Origin of the sequence: Flavisolibacter ginsengisoli DSM 18119, from assembly GCF_900129295.1 — a bacterium.
Taxonomy (GTDB): domain Bacteria; phylum Bacteroidota; class Bacteroidia; order Chitinophagales; family Chitinophagaceae; genus Flavisolibacter; species Flavisolibacter ginsengisoli.
Genome location: NZ_FQUU01000025.1, coordinates 23,449 through 36,250, shown reverse-complemented (window position 1 = coordinate 36,250; position 12,802 = coordinate 23,449). Strand labels below are relative to the sequence as shown.

At 39.4% G+C, this 12,802-nt stretch carries 10 protein-coding genes; 6 read left to right on the top strand and 4 right to left on the bottom strand.

All coding sequences use genetic code 11. The features are described from left to right. Nucleotides 1-38 precede the first annotated feature (38 nt). Both BUA53_RS19625 and BUA53_RS19620 read left to right on the top strand, forming a co-directional pair. Complete coding sequence (locus BUA53_RS19625) at nt 39-1,328, top strand: LVIVD repeat-containing protein (protein ID WP_072837098.1); 1,290 nt, start codon at nt 39-41, stop codon at nt 1,326-1,328. A 4-nt stretch (nt 1,329-1,332) separates the two neighbouring features. Further along, nucleotides 1,333-1,896, top strand: coding sequence for a hypothetical protein (locus tag BUA53_RS19620; protein ID WP_072837097.1), 564 nt, complete (start codon nt 1,333-1,335; stop codon nt 1,894-1,896). On the opposite strand, the gene queG is transcribed toward BUA53_RS19620, so the two are convergent. Together queG and BUA53_RS19610 are read right to left on the bottom strand one after the other, a co-directional pair. Beyond that, entirely contained in the window at nt 1,885-2,811 is a 927-nt protein-coding gene (gene queG, locus BUA53_RS19615) for a tRNA epoxyqueuosine(34) reductase QueG (RefSeq protein WP_245793231.1), read from the bottom strand. The genes BUA53_RS19620 and queG overlap by 12 nt on opposite strands. A gap of 12 nt (nt 2,812-2,823) precedes the next feature. Beyond that, on the bottom strand, nt 2,824-3,186 hold the full coding sequence (locus BUA53_RS19610) for a hypothetical protein (protein ID WP_072837096.1): 363 nt from the start codon (nt 3,184-3,186) through the stop codon (nt 2,824-2,826). Between the two features lie 136 nt (nt 3,187-3,322). Between BUA53_RS19610 and BUA53_RS19605 the strand changes: the two genes are divergently transcribed. Together BUA53_RS19605 and BUA53_RS19600 are read left to right on the top strand one after the other, a co-directional pair. Next, the gene (locus tag BUA53_RS19605) at nt 3,323-5,332 is read left to right on the top strand and encodes a DUF3857 domain-containing protein (protein WP_072837095.1); all 2,010 of its coding nucleotides are present in this window, start codon (nt 3,323-3,325) and stop codon (nt 5,330-5,332) included. A gap of 1 nt (nt 5,333) precedes the next feature. Then, nucleotides 5,334-7,247 carry a DUF3857 domain-containing protein gene (locus BUA53_RS19600; RefSeq protein ID WP_072837094.1) on the top strand — a complete coding sequence of 638 codons (1,914 nt, stop codon included), beginning with the start codon at nt 5,334-5,336 and terminating at the stop codon, nt 7,245-7,247. Between the two features lie 68 nt (nt 7,248-7,315). Here the strand turns inward: BUA53_RS19600 and BUA53_RS19595 are convergent, their stop codons facing one another. Next, the gene (locus BUA53_RS19595; protein ID WP_072837093.1) at nt 7,316-8,410 is read right to left on the bottom strand and encodes a serine hydrolase domain-containing protein; all 1,095 of its coding nucleotides are present in this window, start codon (nt 8,408-8,410) and stop codon (nt 7,316-7,318) included. A gap of 130 nt (nt 8,411-8,540) precedes the next feature. On the opposite strand from BUA53_RS19595, the gene clpB reads away from it, so the two are divergent. Then, a complete protein-coding gene (clpB, locus tag BUA53_RS19590; protein ID WP_072837092.1) occupies nt 8,541-11,159 on the top strand; it encodes an ATP-dependent chaperone ClpB in 2,619 nt (872 codons plus the stop codon). A gap of 63 nt (nt 11,160-11,222) precedes the next feature. Here clpB and BUA53_RS21350 read toward each other — a convergent pair whose 3' ends face one another. After that, nucleotides 11,223-11,387, bottom strand: coding sequence for a hypothetical protein (locus tag BUA53_RS21350; protein ID WP_175546120.1), 165 nt, complete (start codon nt 11,385-11,387; stop codon nt 11,223-11,225). Between the two features lie 881 nt (nt 11,388-12,268). Here BUA53_RS21350 and BUA53_RS19580 point away from each other — a divergent pair. Next, complete coding sequence (locus BUA53_RS19580) at nt 12,269-12,772, top strand: hypothetical protein (RefSeq protein ID WP_072837090.1); 504 nt, start codon at nt 12,269-12,271, stop codon at nt 12,770-12,772. Nucleotides 12,773-12,802: the final 30 nt, after the last annotated feature.

The following is a 12,802-nucleotide window of genomic DNA, read 5'->3' as shown; positions in this document are numbered from 1 at the left end:
TATGTAAGAAGCTATTGTCAAGGTCGAAAACAAGGTGTATGAAAAAATATTTGTTCCTTCCCGTACTGCTGGCTTTTTTGGGCCTGTGGCTACTGCAGGGATGCCTGAAAGACAGTTTTCAAAGAACATATACTTATACTTATTACAAGCCTGTATACAAAACTACCGCCGAAGTAAGGGGGAATATTAAATCCAATGCCCCTCAAAATGTGGAGCGTCCTGGTAAAATTTATATGTATGGTTCCTATATTTTCCTGAATGAGATTGACAAGGGCATACACATCATTGATAACTCTAACCCTGCCCAACCAAGAAATACTGGATTTATTGATATTCCCGGCAATTTAGACCTTGCAGTAAAAGGCAATATATTATATGCAGATTTGTACACTGACCTGGTTGTAATAGATATTTCGGATCCCAAGAATGCCGTCCTTAAAAAAACAGTGGAAGATGTATTTCCTCATCGTTATTACAATGGATATTTTACACCTGATTCTTCAAAGGTGATAGCATCATGGGAGAGAAGAGATACTACTATCAGGGATAAAGGAGATGCAGACACCTGGTTGAAAAACAACCGGGGGGGTATATTTGTGGATTATGCAGCATTTTCTCAAAATTCAGGAATACCCTCAATGCAAAACGCGGGGTCGGCGGCTGTAGCACCTTATGGAGCGGGTGGATCTATGGCCAGGTTTACTTTGGCGAAAGAACGATTGTATACGGTTGGCCTGACAGATCTAACTGTTTTTAATATTGCCAATGCGCAAGACCCAATACTAACTGCACACAATGAAATCGGGAGGAGCATAGAGACTATCTATCCTTTTAAAGATAATCTCTTCATAGGCTCACAGTCGGGTATGTTTGTCTATAATATTATCAATCCTGATCACCCGGTTCAGACAGGTCAGTTTAGCCATGTGCAAAGCTGCGATCCTGTAATTGCCGATGATAAATTTGCTTATGTTACCCTTAGGTCTGGTACTGCCTGCCAGGGATTTAACAATCAATTGGAGATACTACTTATAAACAACGTAGTGAATCCATCCTTGCTCAAGGTATACCCCATGACTAATCCTCATGGTTTATCAAAAGATGGAAATACGCTATTTATTTGTGATGGAGCTGATGGTCTTAAAATATATAATGCAACAAATTTATCAAGCCTTAGTCTCATTAAACATATAGAAGGTATTGAGACCTATGATGTTATCGCGTATAATTCAATTGCCCTCGTGGTTGCCAGGGATGGATTGTATCAATATGACTATTCAAATCCTTCTGATATCAGGTTGTTAAGCAAGATTAGTTTGTCAAAATAGGTATATGAAGAGCATTATAACTGTTTCCATGTTGTTAGTGTGCTTTCAATTGTGTGCACAACATAAAGTACAATTCCAGACACTGAACCAGGTGGGCTTTTTAAAAGGCCGCAATAACGATGCATTGCAGTATCAATCAATAAATGGGATTCGGTATAATGGTTATTCATTAGGTATTGGTGTAGGTGTTGACCATTATTATTACAGAACAGTCCCGGTTTTTGGGGAAGTGAGAAAAGATTTGTTTCATAAAAAGGAGTCTCCTTTTATTTATGCTGCTTTGGGAAGTTCATTGCCTTGGATCAAAGGTGTAAATGCCAATACCTGGCATCGAAGTGAGTTTAGCAAGGGGATATTTTATGAAGCAGGTATAGGATATAAAGTGCCTGTTAAAGGACGCCTGTTTTTTAATTTTAGCGTGGGATATTCGCAGAAATCATTGCATGAAACACAGTATACAAAAGTATACAGGGATTTTCCTCCTTATGATACGGACACATGGAACAATGCAATGACCTTTGATTATACATTCAGAAGAATATCTGTTAAAGCCGGCTTAGGATTTTAAAAAACGAATGTTTCGCTGTATGCCTTTATGTTTACTGCGGCTAAGCGGAGAAAATTTAAAGAGCTTTCGAAACACTTCTTCGCTTAATTCTTCCCATTCTTTTGTGGTAAGGTTCAGTATTTCAGGCAAAGGTGTGAAGGCCTCTTCGTGGTGAGGCTGACTAAACCGGTTCCAGGGACAAACATCCTGGCAGATGTCACAACCAAACATCCAGTTGGCAAACTTGCCTTTCATTTCTGAAGGAATGATTTCATCTTTTAATTCAATAGTGAAATAAGAAATACACTTACTGCCGTTGATGACCTTTCCCGGCAGGATAGCTTCTGTGGGACATGCATCAATACATTTGGTGCAGCTTCCGCAATAATCTTTGGCCATGGGATCATCATAATCAAGGTCAAGGTCTGTGATCAGCGTGGCAATGAAATAGAAGGAACCACTTTGTTTGTTAATAAGATTTCCATTCTTGCCAATCCACCCCAGGCCAGTTTTACGGGCCCAGGTTCTCTCCAGCACAGGAGCTGAATCAACGAAGCCCCGACCATTGAATTGACCAATTTTATCCTGCAATGCTGAGATCATTGATTGTAGCCTTGGCCTGAGCACTTCATGGTAATCCTTTCCATATGCGTATTTGGAAATTTTCAATTCCTGTTCGGGTATTTCAGAAGGATAATAATTTTTAAGTAACGTAATTACAGATCGGGCACCGGGTACTAGCCGCGAAGGGTCAATCCTCAGGTCAAAATAATTCTCCATGTAGTGCATGTTTCCATTCATGCCCTGGTTCAACCAGTTTTCAAGGCGGCGGGCATCTTCATCCAGTGGTACAGCTTTGGCTATGCCACAGTAATCAAAGCCATATTGTACAGCCATTTGCTTCACCAATCCTGAATGTTCTGCTGTTACTGACACTTGCTATAGATGTTATTTTGACTGCGAAGTTGCATCATTGTCTTCTAAATGCAGCCTGTGAAAGATACGGTGCATGACAGGTGCCAGGATCACACCTATATTGGTTATAAATACTACACCACTAAACAATGCATAAAAAGAAGAAAAAAGCTTTCCTGTAGTATTGGTAATGTTCAATACAGGGCCCATTCCGCTCAACAGCATGCATGAATTATGGAAGGCATCAATTATTGTAGATCCTGCAGATAAACAAAAGCCGGCAACTCCTATTATGAGACTGATGCCAAGAATGACTGAAGCAACCAATAAGTTTTTGAGTACACGCTGGTAAAACTGGTGTATCGGCAATATTTTTTGTGATCTGTGTTCGTACATTTCTTTTTTATTGTACTACAAATATGCACCACCTTATTTGCTAAATGAAAACACTTAGAAGAACTATGTTATTTCCTTAAAGCTTTCAAATTCAGTTTTTTTTTAAGATATTGGCTGCAATTAAAACTAACTTCTCATGAGATTGATCCCACTAGTGATCTTTTGTACCCTTACCTTGCCCGCATTTTCACAAAAGGAAAGTCCATTTACAAAATTCGGAAAGATATCCGCTTCCACTTTTGCTACTAAGGTTTATGCCATTGACAGCGGTGCCAATGCCATAGTGCTAAGTGATATAGGCTCTGCATCTTTAGAAGGAAATTCTAAAGGATGGTTTTCACTTGTTACCAGGAAGCACAAAGTAGTGCACATCTTAAATAAGAATGGATATGATGAGGCCAATGTAGAAATTCATTTATATACAAATGGCAGTGATGAGGAAAAATTAGATAAAGTAAAAGCTGTCACTTACAACCTTGAGAATGGAAAGGTGGTTGAAACGAGCATGGAAAAGTCGGCGGTATTTAAAGAAAAGATCAATAAGAACAGGCTGGTGAAAAAGTTTACTATGCCAAATGTAAAAGAAGGCTCTATCATTGAATATGATTACCAGGTAACTTCAGATTTTATAGGTAATCTAGACCCATGGCTTTTTCAAAGTACCTCTTCCCCAACACTATGGAGTGAGTTTGTATTTTCTGTTCCGGAATTCTTCAGCTACAATTTTTTAAGCCGTGGCTTTCATGGAATTGACATCAATGAAAGAAAGGACAGAACTGCCAGTTTCACTGTGAGGCAAACACAAACAGCGAGCAGTACGGAGTCTTTTAATTTTAATGCAGGAGTGACAGATTTCAGGTGGGTAATGAAGGATGTTCCGGAATTGAAAACCGAGAGTTTTACTTCTTCTATCATGAATCATATTTCGCGGATGGAATTTCAACTTGCGTCCAAGCAATATCCGCTGGAAGTGCAAAACTTCCGGACAAGCTGGACAGAGTTGACAAAAGGATTATTGCAAAATGAAAGCTTCGGCAGCATTTTGAATAATAGCAATAACTGGTTATCTGATGATATAAAGCCTGTTTATGCCAGTGTAAACTCTGGTGAAGAAAAAGCAAGAAGATTATACAACTATGTAAGAGATAACTTTTCATGCACTGGTAAATCAGGTTATATCTATATGGACCAATCTCTAAAAAATGTACTTAAAACTAAGAAAGGTACAGTTGCAGAGATCAACCTGTTACTTACAACCATGCTGCGCTATTCCGGTCTTGATGCTACACCTGTTATTTTAAGCACCACCAAGCATGGTTATGCTATTGAATACTCGCCAATGACCAGCAGCTTTGATTATGTTATTGTTCAACTGAAGGATAATGGAAAGGTATTTTATCTTGATGCCAGTGATAACCTATTAGGTTTTAACAGGCTTCCGCTTGATTGTTATAACGGGCATGCGCGGGTGGTAAATGAAACTGCTGATGCATTGGTATTCAGTCCGGACTCTTTGACTGAATCTAAAACAACCCTGCTCATCATCAATAATGATGAAAATGGAAAATGGAAAGGCAGGATGTCGCAAACACCGGGCTACTATGGCTCCTATGATATCAGGGAGAAAGTAAAAGACAAGGGAAAGGAAGAGTTTTTTAAGGAGGTTGAAAAAGCTTTTGGCCTTGATATAAAAATCTTATCTCCCTCTATAGATTCTTTAAAGAATTATGAAACACCGGTTGCATTACATTATGATGTTGAATTCTTAACTAATGGGGAGAGCACCATTTATGTGAATCCTATGTTTGGAGAAGGATACAAGAAGAATCTTTTTACAGCAGCAGAAAGGTACTATCCTGTAGAAATGCCTTATACCATGGACGAAACATTTGTATTGAGTATGGAGGTTCCTAAAGGATACGAGGTTGATGAATTGCCCAAACAAATGATAGCCAAAGTAGATGAAGAGGGATCGGGTTTGTTTGAATACCGCATATCTAATTCCCAGGGAAGGATCTCATTCCGTTGCCGGATAAAGTTCAATAGATCCTTATACCTGCCGGAAGAATATCCCAACCTTCGTGAGTTCTTTAATATGGTGGTCAGCAAACAAAGTGAACAAATTGTATTGAAAAAGAAGATATAGTATGCGTATTTTAATAGTATGGAGTCTATTGTTTTGTGTAACAGCTCTGAAAGCTGCTGATCCCAAATACCCTGTCAGCGCTATTCCTGAAATCCTGAAAAAGGACGCTGATGTGGTGAAACGTATGGAAGAAATTAGCTTCCAGATCATTAGTACCGGTGAAACCATATTGCATAAGAAATATGCGCTCACTATATTAAATGAGAATGGCGATGAGTATGCAGGTATATCTGAATATTATGATAAGCTCATTACCATCACCTCAATGGAAGGCACCTTATATGATGCTTCAGGAAAAGTATTGAAGCGAACAAAGAATAAGGATATTTCAGACTTAAGCGCTGTTAATGGTAATAATCTTATTGATGACAGCCGTATGAAGTCCCACCATTTTTATTACCGGGAGTATCCATATACAGTTGAATATGAAGTAGAACAAAAGTTTAGTAATACTTTATTCTTTCCCAACTGGTATCCGCAGGAAGATGAAAAATATGCTGTTGAGCAAAGTAGCTATACCATTATTTGCCCTGCAGATTATTCCATAAGATTCAGGGCGTTTAATTATAAGGGCGAGCCGGAGGTTACAATGGAAAAGGGTAAAAAGAAGATGCGCTGGAACATTACCTCTGTACCAGCCATCAAACTGCCTTTTGCTTCGCCTTCCTGGAAAGAAATGACCACAGTGGTATACTTTGCCCCTTCCGAATTTGAGATCCAGGGTTATAAAGGGAACATGAGTTCATGGAAGGATTTTGGAAAGTTCCAGGCAAGTTTGAATGCAGGCAGAGATGTGTTGCCGGCAAATATTTCAGAAACAGTAAACCGTCTTACTGCAGGTGTGTCTGATACCAGAGAAAAGATCAGGATACTGTATAATTTCCTGCAGAAGAATACCAGGTATATAAGTATTCAATTGGGCATAGGTGGCTGGCAGCCTTTCCCGGCAACAGATGTAGCTACCAAAGGATACGGCGACTGTAAGGGTTTGACCAATTATATGTATAGCCTATTAAAAGCTGCAGGCATAAAATCCAACTATACTTTAGTGTATGCCGGGTCCAATAAAGATGTATTGATCGAGGATTTCCCCAGCAACAGGTTTAACCACGTAATTCTTTGTGTGCCTCTTGCAAAGGATAGTGTATGGTTGGAATGTACCAGCCAGACGTTGCCTGCAGGTTATATGTCTGATTTTACAGGAAACAGGAAAGCATTAATGATTACTGAGGAGGGTGGTGTAGTGGTAAGAACCCCTCAATACGGCATCAAAGAAAATACAGAAATAAGGGCTATTAAAGCAAAGCTTGATGAAGATGGAAATCTAAACATGAGTGTGAAAGCAAGTTATGGTGGCACTGAACAGGATGACGTAAGTTCCCTGATTAATGCGCTTTCAAAAGAAAAGGTGCAGAAAGTGTTACAAAAAGAACTGGAGCTTTCTACTTATGACATACAAAGTTTCAAATATGAGGAAACTAAAGAAGTGCTGCCAAAAGTAGATGAACAACTGGAGATCCTGGTAAGCAAATACGCAACCATAAGTGGTAAGCGCTTATTTATCATGCCCAATATATTGAACAGGGGTGGTGTAGTTCTAAATGATCAAAAGGACAGGGCATTTGATTATGTGTATGATAATCCCTTTCGCCAGGAAGATACTTATGAAATAGACCTTCCGGAAGGGTATGAACTTGAATCTGCCCCATCTGAGATCAATTTGAAATCAAAGTTTGGAACCTATACCAGCAGTGTGAAACTTGTTGGTCATAAGATCACTTATAAGCGGGTCAGGGAGCATTTTGCAGGCAGGTATGCAGCTAAAGAAGGTGTTGCACTTGCGGAGTTTTTTGAGTCTGTTTACAGGTCAGACAGGAGCAAAATGGTGTTTGTGAAAAAAACAAGTAATCCTTAAGGATATATTACATGGTATGACATTGCCCAATCCCTGGATTGGGCAATGTCATTTAAAGCTTGCCATTATTACTGAGTGCTACATTTCATGGGCCTGGTTTCATCTATAGCAGCTTTCATTTGCTGAAACAGTTCCGGCTTTTGTTCTTCCTTGCCTGGTTTGGTAAAAACCATAAAAACATAATTACGACACCAATCTACAACGGGCCAATTGGCAATAACACCGGGGGAGCTTAGAGCAGTTGCCAGGTTAGAGCTATCCTTATCATTATTTTCCAGGGCCCAGCTTGCTAATGTGTAATTCAATCCATTGCCTGCCTTTGGTGTCAATTTAATATTTTGTGGTGAGGTTTGAATGGTCCTCAATTCTTTTACTGACTTCTCTGTTAAAATTTCTTTGCCATTGAAAGCTCCATTATGTAATAGCATGGCAAGAAATTTAATATAATCATTCGGAATAGACCTTGCCCCGGCAGCTGGATCAACAGCTGAACCATCTAAAGTGCTGAAGGTTGTTTTAGACATGCCAAGCGGATTTAAAAGCTTTTGCTTGACCAACTGGTCAAAGTTTTTCTTCATGACTACTTCTGCCACCCGCCCGGCTATTTTAGGGCCAATATTATTGTACCTGAATTCAGTACCCGGGTTGGTTTGAATTTCTTTTTTAGCAAAAGATTCCACTTCTTCCTGCAGAGAGGCAAATTTCTTTTTTTGGAAAAAACCCATTACTCCAGGCTCAGCCTGTATTCCTGTAAAATGAGAAAGGCAATGTCTTAGTGTAATGTAGTTTTTGCCATATTTTTCAAATATGGGTAAGTAGGAACTTACTTTATCGTCAAGGGATAAGCGCCCTTCATCCACCAGTTTTAAGATCAGCGCCGCTGTTAACCATTGACTGGCTTCAGCCATTGGTAATTCTGATTTTGCGGTCAGCTCACCCATTTCTTTTTTAAATACAATGGTATCTGTCCATACCAGGGTAACAACATCATTACCCAAAGCTTTTTGATTTTGAACCAGCAAATCATTAAGCTGCTGATATTTTTCAATTCCCCATTCTTTATCATTCTTTTTATTTTTCTGGGCAAAGACAGGCTGAAGAAATAACATGAAACAGGCAAGGAAACTGAATTTCAGGCAGTTAATATATATTTTATATGACATTCTTACGGTGAATTTGTGCTTGGATTGTTCTTTGTGGCGTTAATAGTCAACCAGCAGAAAGGGTACTATGCCCATTTTTCTGTAAACAATATAGAACGAAAATTTACTAATCAAATTATAATATTCAAATATGAACTTATCGAATTTCACTATTAAAGCCGCCGAGGTAATTCAGCAATCGCAACAGCTGGCATTTAACCTGGGTAATGCGAATATAGAAACGGAACATTTGCTTAAAGCGTTGCTTGACCAGCAGGATTCACCAATAGAGTACCTGCTTAAGAAAAACGCAGTAAATACACAGCAACTGGAGAGTCGCCTTGACAATTTGATAGAAAAGCTACCCAAAGTAAGCGGGGAGCCCGCCCAGTCTGTATCCCGGGAAGCTAATAATGTAATATTGCGAGCAGGTGCAGTATTAAAACAGTTTGGTGATGAATTCATAACACCCGAGCACCTTTTATTGGCAATAACCCAGGGTAACGATAATACGGCCAAATTATTAAAGGACTTTGGTCTTTCAGAAAAAGGGCTTACCACTGCCATAAATGAGCTGCGCAAAGGATCAAAAGTGACCTCGCAAACGCAGGAAACTCAATTCAATGCATTAAATAAGTATGCAAAGAATTTAAATGAATTAGCCAGGCAGGGCAAGCTGGATCCTGTAATTGGCAGGGATGAAGAGATCAGGCGTACCCTACATATACTTTCAAGGCGTAGTAAAAATAACCCGATCCTGGTAGGTGAGCCGGGCGTGGGTAAGACTGCTATTGCAGAAGGCCTGGCCATGCGGATAGTAAATGGAGATGTACCGGAGAACCTGAAGTCCAAGATTATATATGCACTGGATATGGGACAGCTGATTGCCGGTGCTAAATACAAGGGAGAATTTGAAGAGCGCCTAAAAGGGGTCGTAAAAGAAGTATCAACCAGCGAAGGCGATATCATCTTATTCATAGATGAAATCCACACTCTTATTGGAGCTGGTGGCGGAGAAGGCGCTATGGATGCGGCTAATATATTAAAACCTGCCTTAGCCAGGGGCGAACTCAGGGCCATAGGAGCTACCACTTTGAATGAGTACCAAAAGTTCTTTGAAAAAGATAAAGCTTTAGAAAGGCGTTTTCAAAGGGTGATGATAGATGAACCATCTGTGGAAGATGCCATCTCTATCCTGAGGGGATTAAAAGACCGTTATGAAACACACCACCATGTACGTATCAAGGACGAAGCGATCATAGCTGCAGTAGAACTTTCAGTGCGTTATATAACAGATCGTTTTCTTCCTGACAAGGCCATAGACCTTATTGATGAAAGTGCAGCCAAGCTGCGCCTGGAAATGAATTCCATGCCAGAAGAACTGGATAAGTTAGAAAGACAGATACGCCAGCTGGAGATTGAGCGGGAAGCAATCAAAAGAGAGAATGATGATGACAAGCTGAAAGACCTGAATACAACACTTGCCAACTTAAATGTTGAAAGAGATACACTAAAAGCCAAATGGCAGGAAGAGAAAGACCTGGTAGAAAAAATACAAAATGCAAAGGCCGAAATAGAGCGGTTAAAGCAACAGGCTGAACAGGCTGAAAGAGAAGGAGATTATGGTAAGGTTGCTGAGATCAGGTATGGTAGGGTAAAGGAGCAGGAAGAGAAGATAACCGAATTGCAGGAGGGCTTGAATGAATTGAGTGCTAATAGCCGCAGGCTGATGAAGGAAGAAGTAGATGCAGAAGATATTGCCGAAAGCGTAGCCAAATCTACCGGTATACCTGTAAGCAAAATGCTGCAAAGTGAGCGGGACAAGTTACTGAACCTGGAAGATGAACTCCATAAAAGAGTAATTGGCCAGGATGAGGCAATTACTGCCGTTGCTGATGCAGTCAGAAGAAGCCGGGCAGGATTACAGGATCCCAAAAGGCCTATTGGGTCCTTTATATTCCTTGGGACAACAGGGGTAGGTAAAACGGAATTGGCCAAGGCATTGGCGGATTATCTTTTTGATGATGAGCACATGATGACCCGTATAGATATGAGTGAATACCAGGAAAAACATACGGTTAGCCGCCTGGTGGGTGCACCTCCGGGATATGTTGGCTACGATGAAGGAGGCCAGTTGAGCGAAGCAGTACGCCGTAAACCTTACCAGGTGGTATTATTGGATGAAATTGAAAAGGCACACCCTGACGTATGGAATATATTACTGCAGGTATTGGATGATGGAAGGCTTACTGATAACAAGGGAAGGGTAGTGAATTTTAAAAACACTATAATCATCATGACCTCCAATATGGGCAGTGATATTATCCAGGAAAACTTTGCCGATGTAACAGAAAAGAATAAAGAGCAGGTAGTGGAAAGAACCAAGGTGGAAGTCATGGCCAGGTTAAGAGAAACGATCCGTCCGGAATTTTTAAACAGGGTGGATGAGATCATCTTATTCCAGCCATTGATGAAAAGCGATATACGCGGAATCATAAGAATACAGTTGGATGGATTAAAGAAACTGGTGGGCCAGAACGGCATTCAGCTTCAATTCTCTGATTACCTGTTGGATTACCTTGCGGAAAATGGATTTGATCCACAATTTGGAGCAAGACCATTAAAAAGACTCATTCAGAAAGAGATCGTCAATCCATTGAGCAAGAAGATCCTTGCTGGTGATATTGATAAAATGCACCCGGTGCTGGTAGATGTTTTTGATGGGGTAGTGGTATTCCGGAATGATGTAGAACAGCCTCAAACAGTATAAAAGCAATATTCACAAAAAAGCCCGGCATAGTCCGGGTTTTTTATTTAATAATAAGCAGATAGACTACATGGATTCATAAGAAAATACTTTTTCCGTTGTGTCAATCTCAATGGCTCCATATTCTTCAGATGCAAGCATTATATCTGAATCTGAAAAGCGGCCTGTCAGTGTAAAATTATTAGTGTTCATCAGGTACCCGACAGCAACCATCTTAGAAAACTTAGCCATATTGATAAGGCAGTTAAACTTAAGGGTTCGTTTTTCCATGGTGGTTTAGACTTTAGACGAAAGTAAATCTAATAAAAAGTGTGTGGAAAGTACACATACCCTGAAGGAAACAATTTATTCACATACAGGGTTTAAGTTAATGGCTAAAGAAATAAACCCATTCCTGCAATTTATCCACATTGTACTTATGGCAGTTATTGCTGAAGGGCCTGTTTGATACCAAAGGAGATTTAAGGAGGTAAAAATTTAGCTTAATGCCATGTAATCAATCACTTAGAGCGCATGAGGATTATTTGGGATTTCTAATCAAAACAAAAGGGGGAACCAGGAAGTAAATCCAAAATTAATAATGTTTATTAGGATTAATAGCTTTTCTAAAAGGATAAATGGAGAAGCTTATACTACCTGCTTCCAATATTACCGTATAAAAACGGTAATATTTACGTGTTAATACTGTTGCTAATATGTATTACTATCATCAATTTTGTCTTTAGATAATTGCACTTCAGTCTGTTTCTCTCATGTGTTATAGTAAAGCCATTTCACCAGAAATGGCTTTTTCTTTTAGTTCTTGTACATGTTGATGTTGTCCCGGTATGCAGGTTCAATGATGCTTTTTGTTCATCATAATTAATTCTAAGGCTGTAGATAAAAGAATATGGCATAGTTTTTTAACCTGCTTGCCTTATAATTTATAGACTATGCAAAATTGGTTAAGGGCTTTAATAGCTGGATATGGAGCAAAAAAAATGGGTGGTGGTTGTTTAGGTACCATCGTTGTTTTCATCCTGATATATTGGTTATTGGGTCATTGCTGATCCGTCATTCCACGTTATAGTAATACCTGTTTTTAAAATGGTGATTACCATAATTACATTGTAATGAAATTCAACGTTATACTATTTATATGTTCGTTCCTGGTTCTGGTACAAATTGGTTGTAATCAAAGTCCTTCTACACAAATAAGTGGATCCGATTCCCTGGAAACTCCAGGTAATACTGATACTTTACAATTGGTAAGCAAGGCTGTAAATTGTTACCGGTATGTGATCGGACGTGATTCTATACTTCTCCAGCTTCACCAAAATGGAGACTCCATAAGTGGTGCAATGTCCTTTGATAATTATGAAAAAGATTCAAGTCATGGCGACATAAAAGGATATGAGCACAAGGATACTATCTACGTTTTATATAACTTCTTTTCAGAGGGTATGCAGTCTGTGATGGAAATTGCCTTATTAAGATCTGGTAATAGTTTAATAAGAGGTGTAGGTCCAATGGTGAATAAAGGCGATACCGTTTTATACAAAGATCACAATTCAATTAACTACCAGGCTGGTCAAAAGCTTGACCTGGTTAATTGCAATACCGTTCAACTTAAATAAACTTCATACCGGCAAAATATCTGCTAAGCA

Coding starts and splice junctions, on each gene's coding strand:
- BUA53_RS19605 (WP_072837095.1), top strand. CDS start 3,323: ATGAGATTGATCCCACTAGTGATCTTTTGTACCCTTACCTTGCCCGCA.
- BUA53_RS19620 (WP_072837097.1), top strand. CDS start 1,333: ATGAAGAGCATTATAACTGTTTCCATGTTGTTAGTGTGCTTTCAATTG.
- BUA53_RS19610 (WP_072837096.1), bottom strand. CDS start 3,186: ATGTACGAACACAGATCACAAAAAATATTGCCGATACACCAGTTTTAC.
- clpB (WP_072837092.1), top strand. CDS start 8,541: ATGAACTTATCGAATTTCACTATTAAAGCCGCCGAGGTAATTCAGCAA.
- BUA53_RS19625 (WP_072837098.1), top strand. CDS start 39: ATGAAAAAATATTTGTTCCTTCCCGTACTGCTGGCTTTTTTGGGCCTG.
- BUA53_RS21350 (WP_175546120.1), bottom strand. CDS start 11,387: ATGGCTAAGTTTTCTAAGATGGTTGCTGTCGGGTACCTGATGAACACT.
- BUA53_RS19580 (WP_072837090.1), top strand. CDS start 12,269: ATGAAATTCAACGTTATACTATTTATATGTTCGTTCCTGGTTCTGGTA.
- BUA53_RS19595 (WP_072837093.1), bottom strand. CDS start 8,410: ATGTCATATAAAATATATATTAACTGCCTGAAATTCAGTTTCCTTGCC.
- BUA53_RS19600 (WP_072837094.1), top strand. CDS start 5,334: ATGCGTATTTTAATAGTATGGAGTCTATTGTTTTGTGTAACAGCTCTG.